This is a genomic window from Micromonospora sp. NPDC020750 (assembly GCF_044334565.1).
GTDB lineage: Bacteria > Actinomycetota > Actinomycetes > Mycobacteriales > Micromonosporaceae > Micromonospora.
The window spans coordinates 332,559-348,952 of the sequence record NZ_JBIRTH010000006.1 but is presented as its reverse complement, the minus strand read 5'-3'; the positions used below and the strand labels follow the sequence as shown (position 1 = coordinate 348,952).

General features: G+C 72.7%; 19 protein-coding genes. 10 read left to right on the top strand and 9 right to left on the bottom strand.

Features of this window, described 5'->3' with window-relative positions:
- Window positions 1-223: 223 nt before the first annotated feature.
- On the top strand, window positions 224-1,012 hold the full coding sequence (locus ACH4T9_RS20895; protein WP_350885214.1) for a sporulation protein: 789 nt from the start codon (window positions 224-226) through the stop codon (window positions 1,010-1,012).
- Window positions 1,013-1,123: 111 nt separating this feature from the next.
- Here the strand turns inward: ACH4T9_RS20895 and dtd are convergent, their stop codons facing one another.
- Window positions 1,124-1,546, bottom strand: a complete 423-nt coding sequence (dtd, locus tag ACH4T9_RS20890) for a D-aminoacyl-tRNA deacylase (protein WP_396673351.1) — start codon at window positions 1,544-1,546, stop codon at window positions 1,124-1,126.
- Window positions 1,546-3,030, bottom strand: coding sequence for a methyltransferase (locus ACH4T9_RS20885; RefSeq protein WP_396673350.1), 1,485 nt, complete (start codon window positions 3,028-3,030; stop codon window positions 1,546-1,548). Before ACH4T9_RS20885 ends, dtd begins: the two co-directional genes overlap by 1 nt.
- Window positions 3,031-3,170: 140 nt before the next feature.
- Here ACH4T9_RS20885 and ACH4T9_RS20880 point away from each other — a divergent pair, with 140 nt between their 5' ends.
- The 3 genes from ACH4T9_RS20880 (at window position 3,171) to ACH4T9_RS20870 (ending at window position 5,230) form a co-directional block, all read left to right on the top strand.
- Window positions 3,171-3,755: an HhH-GPD-type base excision DNA repair protein gene (locus tag ACH4T9_RS20880; protein WP_396673349.1), complete on the top strand. Its 585-nt coding sequence runs from the start codon at window positions 3,171-3,173 to the stop codon at window positions 3,753-3,755.
- 285 nt (window positions 3,756-4,040) lie between these two features.
- Window positions 4,041-4,310 carry a hypothetical protein gene (locus ACH4T9_RS20875; RefSeq protein ID WP_396673348.1) on the top strand — a complete coding sequence of 90 codons (270 nt, stop codon included), beginning with the start codon at window positions 4,041-4,043 and terminating at the stop codon, window positions 4,308-4,310.
- Window positions 4,310-5,230, top strand: a complete 921-nt coding sequence (locus tag ACH4T9_RS20870) for a hypothetical protein (RefSeq protein ID WP_396673347.1) — start codon at window positions 4,310-4,312, stop codon at window positions 5,228-5,230. The genes ACH4T9_RS20875 and ACH4T9_RS20870 overlap by 1 nt, the downstream gene beginning before the upstream one ends.
- 18 nt (window positions 5,231-5,248) lie before the next feature.
- Here the strand turns inward: ACH4T9_RS20870 and ACH4T9_RS20865 are convergent, their stop codons facing one another.
- Together ACH4T9_RS20865 and ACH4T9_RS20860 are read right to left on the bottom strand one after the other, a co-directional pair.
- Entirely contained in the window at window positions 5,249-5,560 is a 312-nt protein-coding gene (locus ACH4T9_RS20865) for a hypothetical protein (RefSeq protein WP_396673346.1), read from the bottom strand.
- 12 nt (window positions 5,561-5,572) lie between these two features.
- Window positions 5,573-5,860 (bottom strand): hypothetical protein, encoded by a 288-nt coding sequence (locus ACH4T9_RS20860; protein WP_396673345.1) that lies wholly within the window; start codon window positions 5,858-5,860, stop codon window positions 5,573-5,575.
- 105 nt (window positions 5,861-5,965) lie between these two features.
- Between ACH4T9_RS20860 and ACH4T9_RS20855 the strand changes: the two genes are divergently transcribed.
- A complete protein-coding gene (locus tag ACH4T9_RS20855; RefSeq protein WP_396673439.1) occupies window positions 5,966-6,322 on the top strand; it encodes a DUF3099 domain-containing protein in 357 nt (118 codons plus the stop codon).
- Window positions 6,323-6,346: 24 nt separating this feature from the next.
- Here the strand turns inward: ACH4T9_RS20855 and ACH4T9_RS20850 are convergent, their stop codons facing one another.
- Together ACH4T9_RS20850 and ACH4T9_RS20845 are read right to left on the bottom strand one after the other, a co-directional pair.
- Window positions 6,347-7,246: a carbohydrate kinase family protein gene (locus ACH4T9_RS20850; RefSeq protein ID WP_396673344.1), complete on the bottom strand. Its 900-nt coding sequence runs from the start codon at window positions 7,244-7,246 to the stop codon at window positions 6,347-6,349.
- The gene (locus ACH4T9_RS20845) at window positions 7,243-8,175 is read right to left on the bottom strand and encodes a pseudouridine-5'-phosphate glycosidase (protein WP_396673343.1); all 933 of its coding nucleotides are present in this window, start codon (window positions 8,173-8,175) and stop codon (window positions 7,243-7,245) included. The genes ACH4T9_RS20850 and ACH4T9_RS20845 overlap by 4 nt, the downstream gene beginning before the upstream one ends.
- A gap of 88 nt (window positions 8,176-8,263) precedes the next feature.
- Here ACH4T9_RS20845 and ACH4T9_RS20840 point away from each other — a divergent pair, with 88 nt between their 5' ends.
- From ACH4T9_RS20840 to ACH4T9_RS20830, 3 genes are all read left to right on the top strand, one after another.
- A complete protein-coding gene (locus ACH4T9_RS20840) occupies window positions 8,264-8,482 on the top strand; it encodes a DUF3039 domain-containing protein (RefSeq protein WP_161688218.1) in 219 nt (72 codons plus the stop codon).
- Window positions 8,483-8,522: 40 nt separating this feature from the next.
- On the top strand, window positions 8,523-9,173 hold the full coding sequence (locus ACH4T9_RS20835) for a trimeric intracellular cation channel family protein (RefSeq protein WP_396673342.1): 651 nt from the start codon (window positions 8,523-8,525) through the stop codon (window positions 9,171-9,173).
- A 207-nt stretch (window positions 9,174-9,380) separates the two neighbouring features.
- Complete coding sequence (locus tag ACH4T9_RS20830; RefSeq protein WP_396673341.1) at window positions 9,381-11,114, top strand: DEAD/DEAH box helicase; 1,734 nt, start codon at window positions 9,381-9,383, stop codon at window positions 11,112-11,114.
- Between the two features lie 156 nt (window positions 11,115-11,270).
- On the opposite strand, the gene ACH4T9_RS20825 is transcribed toward ACH4T9_RS20830, so the two are convergent.
- Window positions 11,271-11,504, bottom strand: coding sequence for a hypothetical protein (locus tag ACH4T9_RS20825; RefSeq protein WP_350885194.1), 234 nt, complete (start codon window positions 11,502-11,504; stop codon window positions 11,271-11,273).
- A 244-nt stretch (window positions 11,505-11,748) separates the two neighbouring features.
- Window positions 11,749-13,329 carry an RNA polymerase sigma factor gene (locus ACH4T9_RS20820; RefSeq protein WP_396673340.1) on the bottom strand — a complete coding sequence of 527 codons (1,581 nt, stop codon included), beginning with the start codon at window positions 13,327-13,329 and terminating at the stop codon, window positions 11,749-11,751.
- 849 nt (window positions 13,330-14,178) lie between these two features.
- Here ACH4T9_RS20820 and ACH4T9_RS20815 point away from each other — a divergent pair.
- A complete protein-coding gene (locus tag ACH4T9_RS20815; RefSeq protein WP_396673339.1) occupies window positions 14,179-14,997 on the top strand; it encodes an inositol monophosphatase family protein in 819 nt (272 codons plus the stop codon).
- 7 nt (window positions 14,998-15,004) lie between these two features.
- On the opposite strand, the gene ACH4T9_RS20810 is transcribed toward ACH4T9_RS20815, so the two are convergent.
- A complete protein-coding gene (locus tag ACH4T9_RS20810) occupies window positions 15,005-15,520 on the bottom strand; it encodes a LytR C-terminal domain-containing protein (protein ID WP_396673438.1) in 516 nt (171 codons plus the stop codon).
- A gap of 434 nt (window positions 15,521-15,954) precedes the next feature.
- On the opposite strand from ACH4T9_RS20810, the gene ACH4T9_RS20805 reads away from it, so the two are divergent.
- Window positions 15,955-16,251: a DUF4193 domain-containing protein gene (locus ACH4T9_RS20805; RefSeq protein WP_007075406.1), complete on the top strand. Its 297-nt coding sequence runs from the start codon at window positions 15,955-15,957 to the stop codon at window positions 16,249-16,251.
- Window positions 16,252-16,394 lie beyond the last annotated feature (143 nt).

The window sequence follows — 16,394 nt, the reverse complement described above, 5'->3', positions numbered from 1 at the left end:
CCGTCTCACCGGCCCAGTGGCGCCGGTGACACACACTCTGGCAAGTCGGGCGTGAAACGGGAGTGAGGCGATCGGGGAACCGACACGGATAAACGGATAATAGGGGTGTCCGCGCCTCCGTGGCTTGCCGACCCCGGCTACCGTGCCAGCGGTCGGCCGTCCTGGCCGGTCACCCGGTCGGTCGCCGCGGCGGCGATCGACCATCGAGAGACTGGAGCGTGTCGTGGTCTTCAAGCGGCTCATGCAGGCGATGGGCGTGGGCGGCCCGTCGGTGGAGACGATCCTGGCGAACCCGAACTGCCGCCCCGGCGGGCAGTTGGAGGGCACCGTCCACGTGGCCGGCGGCGAGCACCCGGTGGACGTCGAGTATGTCGCGCTGGGCCTGGTCACCCGGGTGGAGGTGGAGAGCGGTGACAACGACTACGAGACCACCCAGGAGTTCCAGCGCCGCCAACTGACGGGGGCGTTCCGGCTGGAGCCGGGGCAGCGCTACGACGTGCCCTTCCGCTTCGACGTGCCGTGGGAGACGCCGCTGACCGAGCTGTACGGGCAGCACCTGCACGGGATGACGATGGGGCTGCGCACCGAGCTGGAGGTGGCCCGCGCGGTGGACAAGGGCGACCTGGACGCGGTGGCGGTGCATCCGCTGCCGGCCCAGGAGGCGCTGCTGGAGGCGTTGCTGCGGCTGGGCTTCCGGTTCGCCCGCGCCGACAACGAGCGGGGCCACATCTACGGGGTACGGCAGACCCTGCCGTTCTACCAGGAGATCGAGTTCTACCCGGCGCCCCAGTACGCCCGGGCGATCAACCAGCTGGAGGTCACCTTCGTCACCGACCCGCAGCAGGTGCAGGTGGTGCTGGAGATCGACAAGCGGGGCGGCGTCCTCACCGAGGGCCGGGACGCGTTCGGTCGTTTCACCGTCCCCCACGCCACGGCACACAACACGGACTGGGCCGCCCAGCTCGACGGCTGGCTCCGCCAGTCCGTCCAACGCCGTGGCCTGTTCTTCTGACCCCTCCCCCTGCGGACGGCCCCGGCCCTGGCCCGGCACGGCACAGTTGACCAAGAGGTTTGCGTCAGGGGCCGGGCTCCGGACGCAAACCTCTTGATCAACGGGGTGGGGTCAGAGGTCCAGGAGGAGGGTGCGGGGGCCGACGTTGACGCTCTCCACCAGCATGTGGGTGCGGAATCGGCCCGTCGCTACCGGGGCGCCGCGCTCGCGCAGCGCCTCGACGACCGTCGTTACCAGGGGTTCCGCCAGCTCTGCCGGGGCGGCGGCGGTCCAGCTCGGCCGGCGGCCCCGGCGGGCGTCGCCGTAGAGGGTGAACTGGCTGACCACCAGGATGCCGGCGCCGGTGTCCGCCGCGCTGCGCTCGTCGTCCAGGATGCGCAGCTCGTGGACCTTCCGGGCCATGGTCCGCGCGGTCTCCGGGGTGTCGGTGTGGGTCACCCCGAGCAGCACCAGCAGCCCGTCGGTGACCTCGCCGACGACCTCGCCGTCGACCGTGACGCTGGCCCGGCCGACCGTCTGCACCACCGCCCGCATCAGGCGGTGACCGGCTCGATGATGCCGCGCTCCACCAGGTGCGCCACGATCGGGCCGGCCGAGCCGGCCAGTTCCTCCGGCGCCACGTCGTGCGCGGCGGCGAGCAGCGCGAGCTGGTCACGCAGCGGCAACCGACCGTCCGCGCCGCCGACCAGGGCCAGCACCAGCGGGTCGACCTCCTCGGTCCAGCGCAGCCCGTGCGGCATGGCGAGGACCTGCCGGTCCACGGCCCAGCCCTCGTCGCCCATGGTGGCCTCCTGGCGGAGCTGGAGCCCGTCGGCAGCCCGGTAGCGCTCGGCGAGCAGCCCCTCGGCGTCACGTGCTCGCAGCCAGTCCTGGCGGTCGAACCAGGCGGCGATCCGGTCGCCCATCGGCGGCTCCACCCGCTGCCGCAGGTCCTCCACCCGAACCGCCGGGTCGGCGTGCCCGGCGCGGCGCAGCGAGACGATGCCGAAGCCGACCGCCTCCACCTTGTGCGCGTCGAACCAGTCCAGCCAGGCAGCCATCCGGTGCGGGTCGGCGGCCTCGCCGACGTCGGTCAGCCACAGGTTCACGTACGCCATCGGGTCGGCGACCTCGCGCTGGATCACCCAGGCGTCCAGGCCGGTGCCGGCGAACCAGCCGGCCACCCGCTCGCCCCAGTCCTCGCCCGTCACGTGCACCCAGTTGGCGAGGTACTGCATGGTGCCGCCCTCGGTGAGCAGGCCCGGGGCGGCGGCGGCCAGTTCGGACCCGATCGCGTCGCCCGCCCGGCCGGAGTCCCGGTAGACGTGGGTGGTGGTGCCGGGGCCCACCACGAACGGTGGGTTGCTGACCACCAGGTCGAACCGGCGCCCGGCCACCGGGGCGACCATGTCGCCGCGTAGCAGCTCCCAGTCCTGGCCGTTGAGCGCGGCGGTGGTGGCGGCGAAGCGCAGCGCCCGCCGCGAGAGGTCGGTGGCGGTGACCCGGCGGGCGTGCTCCGACAGGTGCAGCGCCTGCACCCCGGAGCCGGTGCCCAGGTCCAGCGCGGTCTCCACGGGCCGCCGCACGGCCGCCCCGATCAGCGTCTGGGTCGCCCCGCCGATGCCGAGCACGTGCTCGGAGTGCAGCGGCCGGCCCGGCCGGGAATTGGCCGGCAGGTCGGCGAGGACCCACCAGTCGTCCCCGTAGGGCTCCAGGTCCACGCCGGCGCGCAGGCCGTCGCCGTGCCGCTCGACCAGGCCCCCGACCAGCGCCTCATCCACGGTCAGCGGGGCGAGCGCGGCGGCCACCGCGGCCTCCGGCTCGGTCTGGTCGCAGATGAACACCCGGATCAGCGTGCCGAGCGGGTCACGGTCCTCGGTGGCCCGCAGCGCGGCCCGGAAGTCGTTGCGGGCCGCCCCGCCGGTGGCCTGCGGGCCGAGCCGGTCGGCGATCCCGTTCGAGGTGTACGCGGCGCGGGTCAGCGCCGTCCGGAGCGCGTCGACGCCGGCGGGGGAGAGCAGCATGTCGTGTTCGTCCACGTTGCCATCCTGCCCTCCGTGCCCGGGCGACCCGTCACCGCCGCCCGCAAATCCGCCCGCCGGGGAGCGGGGGCTCGGCGCGGACCCCACGCCGCGGGCCCCGGGGAGTCGCCGTCGGCCCCGGGCCGGTGGCGGGGAGGATGGACGGCATGACGGTTTCGCTCCCCATCGACCCTGAGGCCAACCGGCTGCTGGAGCGCAGCCCGCTGGCCCTGCTGCTCGGCATGGTGCTCGACCAGCAGATCCCCATGGAAAAGGCGTTCTCCTCGCCGTACGTGCTGGCGCAGCGGCTCGGGCACGAGCCGGATGCCCGCGAGCTGGCCGGGTACGACCCGGACGAGTTGGTGGCGCTCTTCGCCCGGCCACCGGCCCTGCACCGGTTCCCGAAGGCGATGGCGGCCCGGGTGCAGGAGGTGTGCCGAACCCTGGTGGACCGGTACGACGGGGACGCCGCCCGGCTCTGGGCCGACGCCGCCGACGGGCGGGAGCTGCTGGCCCGGATCGCCGGGCTGCCCGGGTTCGGCCGACAGAAGGCGCAGATCTTCCTCGCCCTGCTCGGCAAGCGGTTCGGCGTCACCCCGGACGGCTGGCGCGAGGCGGCCGGCGGGTACGGCGACGCCGACGCGTACCGGTCGGTCGCCGACGTCACCGACCCGGAGTCGCTGCGCCGGGTGCGGGAGTACAAGCAGCGGATGAAGGCGGAGGCGAAGGCCGCGAAGGGCTGACGCGACCCGCCCACCGGGCCCGCCGCCCGTACGACGGTGGACGGGCGGGGTCGGCGTGGGTCTCGTCCCGTCGGTGGCTACCCGTAGCGCCGCTGACGTGGCATTCTGCAACCAGAGCAGCGGGTATCGGGCGACGCCCATCCCGCCGCAACGGCGCAGCGGGTGGTCGTCCGGCGCGCGACGGCACGGGCCTGCCGATCGGGTGCGTCCACCGGTAAGGGTGGGCGGCCCGCGGCTGATCCCGATCGCCTGGGCTCAGGCCCGCAGCCGCCCCCGGAGGGCATCATGGCCAATCCCGTCATCCGGTCGATCACCGCGACCCCCGGCACGCTCCAGCCCGGCCAGACCGCCCAGGTGGTGATCGACGCCTACGACCCGGACGCCCGTACGGTCACCGTGACCGGGAAGGTCACCGACGTGGCCGGGCACGTGGCGACCGCCACCACCACGCTGACCGTCGGCGACCCGCTGAGGTTCGAGTTGACCACGACCGATCCGGCCGTGACGATCGTCGTCGACCCGGCGGCGTCCGGTCGCTTCTCGGTCCGGGTCTGATGTTCACCCGTACGGTCACCCTGACCGCGCGGGTGGCGGACGCGGGGGGCAACACCACCACCTTCAGCACGGCGGTCAGGGTGGCGGCTCCGACGGCCCTGGGCTGGACACCTCCGGAGAGTTCGGTCGCCGCGATCCAGGCGATGCTCGCCCGGTACCCGCACCCGAGGACGGTGCGGCTCTACTCCGGCCCCGGCGTCGGCCTGGAGCCCTGGTCGGGACTGCTCGCCCAGGTGCCCGCCGACTGCCCGCTGCACTACAGCTTCAAGGACTGGACCGCCGGCACCTCGGCGGCGGCCGTCCGCGACTGGCTCTCGGCCCGGCCGGCCGGCCGCCGCCGGGTGGTGGACCTGGTGACGCTCGACCACGAGCCGGAGCAGCAGTCCGGGGGCGACCCGGCCCCGGCGGCGTTCCGGCAGCAGTGGCAGGAACTGGTCGGCGCGCTCGCCGGGCACCCCCGCCGTCGCGAGGTCTGGCTGGTGCCGGTGTTCACCGAGTACGCGGCCCGACGGCAGGCGTCCTGGTGGGCCGACTTCGGGGTGGTCGCCAGCTACCCCGGGGTGGACGCGGTGGGGTTCGACATCTACGACACCGGCTACGAGCGGTACCGCACCCCGGTCGAGCGCAACGAGTTCGCGCTCGCCCAGGCGAGGCGGGTCGGCAGGCCGCTGGTGGTCCCGGAGTGGGGGATCAGGCGCAAGCCCACCCTCGACGACGGGACGCCGTACGACCCGGACGGGGCCGTCTGCGCGCAGGCCATGCGGGACAACATGGCCCACCTGCGGGCGCAGCCCGACGTGCCGTACGTCGAGTGGTTCTACCGGGGCGACTGCGACCTGCACGCCACGCTGACGTACCCATCCGGGCGGACGTACGTGCGCGACGCGGAGCGTGCCGCGTTCGGGCAGCTCATGGGCTGAGGCGCGGCGACGGACGACTCAGGCGGCGGTGGGCCGGGAGAGCGCGGCGAGGGCGCGCCGGACGTCGGCCAGCGAGACCGTCGCCGAGTCGTCCAGCTCGGTCAGGCCGGCCTCGATCCACTGCCGCATCAGGGTGGTCACCCCGATACCGCGGGCGTCGGCGGCGGCCCGCACCCGCTCGTACGTCTCCAGCGGCAGCCGCACCGAGCGGCTGACCATCGGCACGTCGGTGTCGGGGGCGGGCAGCTCCACCGGCTGGCTGGAGTCGATCAGCTCGGCGAGCCGGTCGTCGCCGCTGTGGAACTGTCTGGTCGCGTCGTTACGGTTCATCGCCACGCCTCCTCATCGACGGGATCTGCGAACGGCCTCGTCGTAGCGCTTGGCCTCGATGTCGCTCAGCTCCCGGGCGGACAGGACGTCCCAGTCGTTGTCGGCGCCGTCGGCCTCGGCGAGCAGCACCGCCAGCCGCCGCCCGTGGCGGGCCGCGGCGTAGACCACCATCACGTCGTCGCCGAGATGCCGGATGACCCGGCGTGGGCTGTGCAGCGCCTCCCAGACCTCGCCGGGCGTGACGCCGTAGACGCGCAGGTTGGCCAGCGCCTCGTCGGTGAAGCTGAACCGGCTGCCCACGAGGCGGAGCGTACCACGCGCGTAACACGTGCCGGAAAGAGCCGATTTTCGCTGATCACCGGTCGGGAGTGACAGGATGGGGGCAGTCCCTCTTGGAGGTCCGTGGTGAAGCGTCAGGCGTACGAACCGATCCTGATCACCGACGCGGCCCGCAGTCAGGGCGATCAGCTCAACAGCAGGCAGCGGCGCTACATCGTGATGATGGCCATCCGGGTGGCGTGCGTGATCGTCGGCGCGATCCTGGTCGGCGCGCAGGCCCCCATGCTCTGGCTCTGGTTGCCGCTGTGTGGCCTCGGGATGGTGCTCATCCCGTGGCTGGCGGTGCTGCTGGCCAACGACCGGCCGCCGAAGGAGCAGCACCGGCTGGCCAACCGGTTCCACCCCCGCAACCGGGACGAGACCCCGCCGATGAGCCTGACCGCCGACGAGCGTCCGTACAAGATCATCGACGCCGAGCCCTGACCGGCCCGGCCCGGCGCGTCCGGGTCAGGAGGCGGGTCGGGCTCCGACCGTGGAGACGGCCAGCGCGCCGAGGTCGCCGGCCCGGTCCAGCGCCTCCCGGGGGTTGGCCCCGGTCAGCCAGGCGGACAGCAGCCCGGCGGCGAAGGCATCCCCGGCCCCGGTGACGTCGGCCACGGCCACCCGCCGCGCCGGGGCGACGCTGACCGTCGCCGTCCGGTCGGCCCAGACCGCCCCGGCCGCGCCCCGCTTGACCACCACCCGCCTCGCCGTCGCCGACAGTGCCCTGGCCTGCGCCGCCGGGTCCAGCCCGCCGGCCAGCACGGCCGCCTCGTCGGCGTTGACCAGGAGCAGGTCGACGTCGCGTACCCAGGCCAGGAAGGCCGCCGCGCCGACCCGCCGCAGCGGCGCCGCGGATGCCGCGTCGACGCTGATGCTGAGCCCGAGCTCGCGCGCTGCGGCCAGCGCGCGCAACCCGGCCCCGCGCGATCCGTCGTCGAGCAGGGTGTACGCGGACAGGTGCAGGTGCCGCGCGTCCGGCGCCCCGGCCAGGGCCCGTTCCACGTGCCCGGCGGTGAGCCACAGGTTCGCGCCCCGCTCGGTGACCATCGTGCGCTCCCCGTCGCCGGTGAGCACGATGACGGTGCCGGTGGCACGGCCCGGGTGCCGCTCGACCGCGCAGTCCACGCCCGCGCGCTCCAGCTCGCCCACCCGGTCGCGTCCCGCGTCGTCGTCCCCGACCGCGCCGACCATGGTCACCGGGACGTCCTGGGCGGCGAGCCAGGCGGCGGTGTTGGCCGCCTGCCCGCCGCCGCCGACCCGGATGGCGGCCGGGGTGTCCGAGCCGGTCGCCAGCGGCCCGCCGAGCACCGCGACCACGTCGGTGATCAGGTCCCCGACGACGACGACGCGGGACGGAGCGGTCATGCGGCGGAGTCCCTGCGGTGCGCCGCGGCGACCGCGATCCGGGCGGCGAGGTCGGCGTTGCGCAGGATGATCCGCACGTTCACCGCGAGGCTGGCGCCGGCGGTCGCGGAGTGGAAGTGGGCCAGCAGGTACGGCGTCACGGCCTTGCCGGTCACCCCGTCGCGCTCCAGCAGGGCCAGGCCCTCGGTGAGCGTCCGGTCGTGCAGGGCCGGGTCGAGCTGCTCGTCGACCGGGAGCGGGTTGGCCACGAGCAGGCCGCCGGAGTGCACGCCGTGCCCGACCCGGGCTGCCAGCACGTCGGCGACCTGCTCCGGTGAGTCGACCGACCAGTCCAGGTCGAACCCGGCGTCGGTGAGGTAGAAGCCGGGGAACCGCCGGGTGCGGTAGCCGACGACGGCGACGCCGAGGGTCTCCAGCCGCTCCAGGGTGGCCCCCACGTCGAGGATCGACTTGACCCCGGCGCAGACCACCGCGATCGGGGTCCGGGCCAGGGTGCCCAGGTCGGCGGACTCGTCGAAGGTGTGCGCGGCCTCCCGGTGCACCCCGCCCAGCCCGCCGGTGGCGAAGACCCCGATTCCCGCGGCGGCGGCCACCGCGCTGGTGGCGGCTACCGTGGTGGCTCCGTCCGCCCCGGTCGCGGCGGCCACCGCCAGGTCGCGGACGGAGAGCTTGCTCACCCCGTCGACGGTGGCGAGCCGGGTCAGCTCCTCGTCGTCCAGCCCCACCACCAGCTGGCCGGCGACCATGCCGATGGTCGCCGGGACAGCGCCGGCGTCGCGTACCGTTTGTTCGATCTCGCGGGCTACCCGCAGGTTGTCCGGCCGGGGAAGGCCGTGCGACACAATGGTGCTCTCCAGGGCGACGACCGGGCGATGCTCACGCAGGGCATTTGCTACCTCGGTGCCGAGATGAACGTGGAAGTTATTCACGTCTACTACGTTACGGGCTCTCGCGCGGGTGGCCTGCGGTGGACCCGGTCAGGCGGACCTGTCAAACTGGAAAGTTGGAGGTGCAGTCGTGAGCACAGAGGTTCTTGAGCGTCCGGAACTGAAGGACGCCGACACCGGTCCCGAGATGTTCCACTACGTCCGCAAGGAGAAGATCGCCGAAAGTGCCGTCATGGGCACCTTCGTCGTCGCACTGTGCGGGGAGAAGTTTCCGGTGACCAAGGCGGCCAAACCGGGCTCGCCGGTCTGCCCGAAGTGCAAGGAGATCTACGAATCCTGGCGCGAGTGACCGTGGGCGGCCGGGCCGGCCGCCCACGTAACCTTCGTCGGTGACCACCTCCACCGCACTGCTCCTCGCCGATCTGACCGGGGTGGCGGTCTTCGCCGCCTCCGGTGCCTCCGCAGCGGTGGTCAAGCGGCTCGACCTGTTCGGCGTCGCCTTCGTCGGCTTCGTCGCCGCGCTCGGCGGCGGGATCTTCCGCGACCTGGTCATCGACGAGGCGCCCCCGCTGGCCTTCGCCGACTGGCGGTACGCCGCCACCGCCGCGGTCGCCGCCGCCGCCGTGTTCTGGCTGCACCCCCAGTTCGCCCGGCTGCGCACCACCGTGTTGGTCCTCGACGCCGCCGGCCTCGGGCTGTTCACCGTCACCGGCACCCTCAAGGCGCTCGACGCCCAGGTCCCGCCGGTCGGGGCCTGCCTCATCGGCATGCTCACCGCCATCGGCGGCGGGCTCGCCCGGGACCTGCTCACCGGCGAGATCCCCGTGGTGCTGCGCCGGGAGATCTACGCGGTGGCGGCCCTCGCCGGCTCGATCGCCGTGGCGGCGCTCCACGCGTCCGGGAACGCCGGCGCTGCCGGGCTGACCGCCGCGGCGGTGTTCGTCTTCGCGCTGCGTCTGATGGCGCTGCGGCGGCGCTGGTCCGCCCCGGTGGCCACACTCCGCCCGCCCCGCACCGGCACCCGCGACCCACACCTGTGACCCACGGTGACGACGGGGACGCCCTCGGTGGGGTGGCGAGCGGTGCGGATGTGACCAGCGTGGCGTCGCCTGGGCCGACCGGCCCGCGCTGGTTATGCTGACTCGGCCTTCGCGGCAACCGATGCGCGAGGGCCTTTTCATGGGCGGCGGTACTCGTGGCCCTCGGCCGGGGTCCGCCGTCGTGGCGGTCGGAGAGGAGCCTGACGCGTGGCAGCCCGGACGCCGGCGCTCGAGACGTTTCCACCACTGCGCGCCTGGCAGCGCAAGGCGCTGGTGGAGTACCTGCGACGACGTACCGAGGACTTCACGGCGGTCGCCACCCCCGGTGCCGGCAAGACCACCTTCGCCCTGCGGATCGCCGCCGAGCTGCTCGCCGACGGCACCGTCGAGGCGGTCACCGTGGTCGCTCCCACCGAGCACCTGAAGACCCAGTGGGCCGAGGCCGCGGCCCGGATCGGCATCCAGCTCGACTCGGCGTTCCGCAACGCCGATCTGCACTCCTCCGCCGACTTCCACGGAGCCGTCGTCACGTATGCGCAGGTCGGCATGGCGCCCCAGGTGCACCGGCGGCGCACCATGACCCGCCGCACCCTGGTCATCCTGGACGAGATCCACCACGCCGGCGACTCCCGGACCTGGGGCGACGGCGTGAAGGCGTCGTTCGAGCCCGCCGTGCGCCGGCTGATGCTGACCGGCACGCCGTTCCGCTCCGACGACAACCCGATCCCCTTCGTCACCTACGAGCGGGGCGGCGACGGCCTGCTCCGCTCCCGCGCCGACGTCGTGTACGGCTACTCCGACGCGCTGCGTGACAACGTGGTCCGGCCGGTGCTCTTCCTGGCGTACTCGGGGGAGACCCGGTGGCGGACCAACGCGGGGGACGAGCTGTCCGCCCGGCTGGGCGAGCCGATGACCCAGGACCTGATCGCGCAGGCCTGGCGCACCGCCCTGGACCCGGCCGGCGACTGGATGCCGCAGGTGCTGCGGGCCGCCGACGCCCGGCTGACCGTGCTGCGCAACGCCGGGATGGCCGACGCCGGCGGGTTGATCATCGCCAGCGACCAGCAGACCGCCCGCTCGTACGCGCGCCTCATCGAGCAGACGACCGGCGAGAAGGCCACGGTGGTGCTCTCCGACGACCAGGGCGCATCCGCCCGGATCGCGACGTTCGCGGAGTCCGGGCAGCGGTGGATGGTCGCGGTCCGGATGGTCTCCGAGGGCGTCGACATCCCCCGGCTGGCGGTTGGTGTCTACGCCACCAGCGCCAGCACGCCGCTCTACTTCGCGCAGGCCATCGGGCGGTTCGTCCGGGCCCGCCGCCCCGGGGAGACCGCGTCGGTCTTCCTGCCCAGCGTGCCGCACCTGCTCGGGCTGGCCAGCGAGATGGAGGCCGAGCGGGACCACGTGCTCGGCAAGCCGAAGGACCGTGAGGGCTTCGACGACGACCTGCTGGAGCGGGCGCAGCGCGACGACCAGGCCAGCGGGGAGCTGGAGAAGCGCTTCGCCGCGCTGTCCGCCACGGCCGAGCTGGACCAGGTGATCTTCGACGGCGCGTCCTTCGGCACCGCCGCCCAGGCCGGCACCCCCGAAGAGGAGGAGTACCTGGGCCTGCCCGGGCTGCTCACCGCCGACCAGGTCTCCCTGCTGCTCACCAAGCGGCAGACCGAGCAGCTGGCCGCCCAGCGCCGCAGGGCCGCCGACCGGGCCGCTGAGCCGACCCCTGTGGGCACGGTGGCACCCCCGCCGCCGATGAGCGCAGCCCAGCGTCGGGTGGCGCTACGGCGGCAGCTGAACGCCCTGGTGGCCGCCCGGCACCACCGCACAAACCTGCCGCACGGCAAGATCCACGCCGAACTGCGCCGCCTCTGTGGCGGCCCTCCGAGCGCCCAGGCCACCATCGAGCAGCTGGAGGAACGCATAGCCACGGTCCAGACCCTCTGACCGACCCCCGGCCCTCGCAGAGGGCTTTCGCCGGTGCCGGTGGGGGCCGTGGGCGGGTGGGGCTGAAGCGGGTGCCCGGAAAGTACCGAAAAGCCGGCCGGAGGGCCCCTGTGGGGCACCTCCGGCCGGCAATGTCGGTGTGGGGTCTATGCGGTCTCAGTTCGCCATGAGATCGGCGCCACGCCAGCTGAACTCGGGGTCCGTCGCGTACCGCACGGTGATCTTCACGAGATCCTCCGCGTACTTGTTCGCGTGGTGCCCACAGAACACCAGCTCGCTCCCGCCCGCCAGAGTGATACGGAGCTTGCCGGCAGCGTTGCAGCGGTCGCACCGTTCATCGGCGGCTGGGGGAGCCACCGTCTCGTGCGGCGGCGTGAGGGTCGGGGTCATCGCCTTCCTCCTCTGGTCGTCACCGATGAACAATCTCTTCGGTCGTTGCTCACCTATCGTGCAACACCCAACTCGGGCCCTGCCTTCCCTGTGTGCCCGCGGGGGACCGAGGTCACACATGGCAGCAACAGTGTGCCGTGCACCAAGGGTGCCACGTCAACGATCACAATCGTGCAACCGGCCGATCACCATCGGGTGTTGTACGTCTGGTGATCAAACCGACACGGCTGGTTGACGCGGCGGCTCAGTCCAGGTAGTCACGGAGCACCTGTGAACGGGACGGGTGGCGCAGCTTCGACATCGTCTTGGACTCGATCTGCCGGATCCGCTCCCGGGTCACCCCGTAGACCTGGCCGATCTCGTCCAGCGTGCGCGGCTGGCCGTCGGTCAGGCCGAAGCGGAGCCGGACCACGCCCGCCTCGCGTTCGGAGAGCGTCTGGAGCACCTGCTGGAGCTGGTCCTGCAACAGCGAGAAGGAGACGGCGTCGACCGCGACGACGGCCTCCGAGTCCTCGATGAAGTCGCCGAGCTGGCTGTCGCCCTCGTCACCGATGGTCTGGTCGAGCGAGATGGGCTCCCGGGCGTACTGCTGGATCTCCAGCACCTTTTCCGGTGTGATGTCCATCTCCTTGGCCAGCTCCTCCGGGGTGGGCTCGCGGCCCAGGTCCTGGAGCAGCTCGCGCTGGATGCGGCCGAGCTTGTTGATGACCTCGACCATGTGCACCGGGATGCGGATGGTGCGGGCCTGGTCGGCCATCGCCCGGGTGATCGCCTGCCGGATCCACCAGGTGGCGTACGTCGAGAACTTGTAGCCCTTGGTGTAGTCGAACTTCTCTACCGCCCGGATCAGGCCCAGGTTGCCCTCCTGGATCAGGTCCAGGAACGCCATCCCGCGGCCCGTGTAGCGCTTGGCCAGCGATACCACCAGCCGGAGGTTGGCCTCCAGCAGGTGGTTCTTCGCCCGCTCGCCGTCCCGGGTGATCCAGCCGAGGTCGCGAACCATGTCGCGGACGAGCTTCTCCTCGCCCTCCTCGGCGGCGCGTAGCCGCTCGGCGGCATAGAGGCCCGCCTCGATCCGCTTGGCGAGCTCCACCTCCTGCTCGGCGTTGAGCAGGGGCACCTTGCCGATCTGCTTGAGGTACGCCCGGACGGAGTCGGCGGAGGCGGTCAGCTCGGCGTCGCGGCGCGCCTGCTTGAGCGCCTCGGACTCCTCGTCGTCCCACTCGAAGTCGTTGTCGGTGGCGGAACTCGCGGCGTCGGACGCGGCGGCCCGGGCCAGCTCGGCCGGCTCCTCGACCACCACGTCCTCGATCTCGGCGGCGAGTTCCTCCGGGTCGATCTCGCCCTCGCCCTTGGCCTTGCCGGCGGGCTTGCCGGCGGCCGCGGCGACGGTCGCCTTGGTGGCGCGGGTGGACTTCGTGGCCTTCGCCGGGACGGCCGCCTTGGCGACCGCCTCGGTGGTGGCCTTGCGCGCGGCGACCTTGCGGGGCGCCGGGTCGGCCTCGTCGGCGGCGGAGGCCTGCTTCTGGGCCGGCGCGGCGGCCTTCTTGGTGGTCTTGGCGGTGGTGGCACGGGACGCCGGGGTGGCCGACCGGGCGGCGGCGACCCGGCGGCGGGGGCCGACCGAGCCGTCCACGACCACGGTCACCCCCGCTTCCGCGAGCGCCCGCAGGATCTTCTTGGCCTGGGCCGGAGTCACCTCGGCGGACTCGACGGTGCGCGCGAGCTGGGCCGACGTGAGCTGTCCACCGGCGCTCTGCGCGTGGGCGATCAGGGTGTCGGTGAGCGAGCGAACGTCGGCGCCGGTCTGGCGGGGTTCTGTCACGAATGACCTTCCGGAGGCGAAAAGCGAGCACGGCCGGGTTGTCCGGCGCAGCGCGGGACACGGTGCCGGACGATTTGGTTGAGGGACCCCCGTGTCCCGGGCCGGCCGGTCGTCGGCGGTCCGTGGCGCGTGGGCAGGGGTGAATTGTAACGCCGTCTGCGGGGATCATCCTGCGCCGCACTGCGTACCGGCGGTTGGGACCGCTGATTCGGCGTAGATGTGGACTTCATAAGGATGATACCGGCGCGCGAAGCGGGCGATCCCGCCTGCCGCGGTCGGCGGTGAGCGGGCTGTGCCCGAACTGCCGGTCGGCGCAACGGTCGCGGGTCGACCGCGATGGCGGAGACGACGGCGGAGGCGGACGCCACGGACGGGGAGTTGGGCACTTAGCGGACAATACCAACTGCAACCGGACGTGCCGGTCAAACTCTGCCCTCAAGGTGCGAGGTGGGCGACGGCGCGGCAACTGGCCCCGGTCCCAGGATGGTGACCGCGCCGACGATCAGCGGTGCGCCAGGTTGACTGGATCGAGGGCTCGAGCACATTCGTGAGCGTCGGAAAATGTGGCCGTTCACCAAGGTCTTGCACCATTCGACGCCACCACTCGCCGGGGCGCGGGCATTCCGATGGACATGGCCCGGTAGGCCTTGATCCGGGCGCCGTCCGCGACCCGGTCCCCGACGGTGGAGGAGTTGCCCTGGCCCTGGTAGCGGTTCGGGTTGCTGGCATCTGGGACAGCGGGCACAGTTCCTCCAGGACGTCACACGGTGTCGGCAACCGTTGATCTTCGTGGCCTCTGCCCGTACTTCATCCATCCGCCCGGGCCGGCGTGCGGGAAGGGAGCGAACCATGACCAGTTCGACGCCGACGCCGGGGGAACTTCTCAAGATCGCGATCGACGTGGCTCGGGACGCGGCGGACACCGCGTACCGGATGCGCGCCGAGGGGGTCTTCGTCGCCGCGACCAAGTCCACCGTCACCGACGTGGTCACCGCCGCCGACCGGGCGGTCGAGCGGCAGGTCCTCGACACGCTGGCCACGCTCCGCCCCGACGATGCGGTGCTCGGCGAGGAGTACGGCGGGGGCGCGGCCGGCGAGGCGAGCAGCGGGGTGCGATGGATCGTCGACCCGATCGACGGCACCGTCAACTACCTGTACGGGCTGCCGTACTGCGCGGTCTCGCTGGCCGCCGAGGTCGACGGCGAGGTGGTCGCCGGGGTGGTGCGCAACCTGTTCACGGGCGAGGAGTGGACGGCCACCGTCGGCGGCGGCGCCTGGCGTGCGGGGGAGCGGCTGCGCTGCTCGACCGAGACCGACCTCGGCCAGGCGCTGGTCGCCACCGGGTTCGGCTACGACCCGAGGCGGCGGTCGCACCAGGCCCGGGTGCTCGCGGAGCTGATCCCGCACGTGCGGGACATTCGCCGGCAGGGCGCCGCCGCGCTGGACCTCTGCCTGGCCGCCGAGGGCCGGGTGGACGCGTACTACGAGAAGGGGCTGGCCGCCTGGGACCAGGCGGCCGGGGCGCTGGTCGCTGCCGAGGCCGGGCTGCGGGTCGGCGGGCTGGGCGGCCGGCCGGCCGGGCCCGACCTGGTGATCGCCGCACCGTCGGCGCTGTTCGTGCCGCTGCACGACCGGCTGGCCGACCTGGACGCCTCGGGCGGGCCCTGACCCCGGGTCACTTCTTGACGGGCATCGGGCACGAGCCGAGCGGCGCGACCGGGGCGCCCAGGTCACCGAGGGCCTGGTTCACCTCGGTGGTGGTGGCCAACTGCTGGAAGCCGTTGCCCAGCACCACGTCGACGGTGTCGTCCTTGCGTTTGGCGTCGTACCCGTCCTTGGCGTTGTTGAGGAAGTACGCGCGCAGCAGGTGCGCGGAGCCGACGCCCTTCGGGCCGTACCGCAGCACCGCGACGTCGTCGATCTGCTTCTTCTCGTTGGTGGTCTTCTTGACCTGGAACTGCCGGTTGCTGAACTCGTCGGCGACCTGGGAGGCGAGGCCGGGCCGGTCTGTGCCGTTGAGTACGTTGATCTTCACGTCCTTGCGCTCGCGCAGGTTCACGTCCGCCAGCGGGGCGCCCTCGGGGCAGCCGCCGGCCAGCCCGGCCTCGCCCTGGGTGTCGCGAACCAGGGCGACGACCACGAAGACCAGGGCGACGACCGCCAGCAGACCGACGACAACGAGTGCTCGCACTCGCGCAAAACTCATCTGGGCGCTCCCCGGACGATGGGTGGGTGGCGGCGGCCGTCGGCGGTCAGGCCGCCCCGCCGGCCGTCGAGTACGCCGCTGAGGTTAACGGTTGTCCGGCCGTCGCGTGGAAACAGTCCGACATGCCGGCGCGCCAACCGGGAAGCGGGTACTACTACCCCTATCTTCGTGTCGCCTGAGTCACATTGGGAACAACTTCGACGGCTGGGGCGTACATCTGAGCCACGAGGGCGGTATACATGCCTCGCCAGAGGGGGGTAAGGTACCGCGCTCGCTGGGGTGCTTCTCTGGCGGTCCTGACCTGACCGGCCGTCGGGTCGGGTGACCGACACAAAATGGTGGCCGGCCAACGGAACCGAAACAGCGTCGCCCGGCGTTACAACCGGAAGCGACCATATCGATATGGGAGAGTGAGACCGATGGCCACCGACTACGACGCCCCGCGTCGCGACGAGGTCGACCTCGGCGAGGACAGCCTGGAAGAGCTCAAGGCCCGACGCGTCGACTCACAGTCGGGCGCCGTGGACGTCGACGAGGCCGAGGTCGCCGAGAGCTTCGAGCTGCCCGGCGCTGACCTGGCCGACGAGGAACTCACGGTCAAGGTGCTACCGATGCAGCAGGACGAGTTCCGGTGTGCCCGCTGCTTCCTCGTCCACCACCGTAGCCAGCTGGCAGTCGAGCGCAATGGCGAGCTGATCTGCCGAGAGTGCGTCTGACCCTGACTCGGGACACCGGCGGCGGCCTCGCAGACGAGGCCGCCGCTTCGGGAGCTGACACTTCCCGCCCGCCTGCCGGCGCTGACCCCGCCGGAGCCTCACCGACCGGTGTCGCCGCCGTGCGCCGGTGGCGGGAAGCTGCT

Coding starts and splice junctions, on each gene's coding strand:
- dtd (WP_396673351.1), bottom strand. CDS start 1,546: ATGCGGGCGGTGGTGCAGACGGTCGGCCGGGCCAGCGTCACGGTCGAC.
- ACH4T9_RS20880 (WP_396673349.1), top strand. CDS start 3,171: ATGGACGGCATGACGGTTTCGCTCCCCATCGACCCTGAGGCCAACCGG.
- ACH4T9_RS20875 (WP_396673348.1), top strand. CDS start 4,041: ATGGCCAATCCCGTCATCCGGTCGATCACCGCGACCCCCGGCACGCTC.
- ACH4T9_RS20870 (WP_396673347.1), top strand. CDS start 4,310: ATGTTCACCCGTACGGTCACCCTGACCGCGCGGGTGGCGGACGCGGGG.
- ACH4T9_RS20865 (WP_396673346.1), bottom strand. CDS start 5,560: ATGAACCGTAACGACGCGACCAGACAGTTCCACAGCGGCGACGACCGG.
- ACH4T9_RS20850 (WP_396673344.1), bottom strand. CDS start 7,246: ATGACCGCTCCGTCCCGCGTCGTCGTCGTCGGGGACCTGATCACCGAC.
- ACH4T9_RS20825 (WP_350885194.1), bottom strand. CDS start 11,504: ATGACCCCGACCCTCACGCCGCCGCACGAGACGGTGGCTCCCCCAGCC.
- ACH4T9_RS20815 (WP_396673339.1), top strand. CDS start 14,179: ATGACCAGTTCGACGCCGACGCCGGGGGAACTTCTCAAGATCGCGATC.
- ACH4T9_RS20805 (WP_007075406.1), top strand. CDS start 15,955: ATGGCCACCGACTACGACGCCCCGCGTCGCGACGAGGTCGACCTCGGC.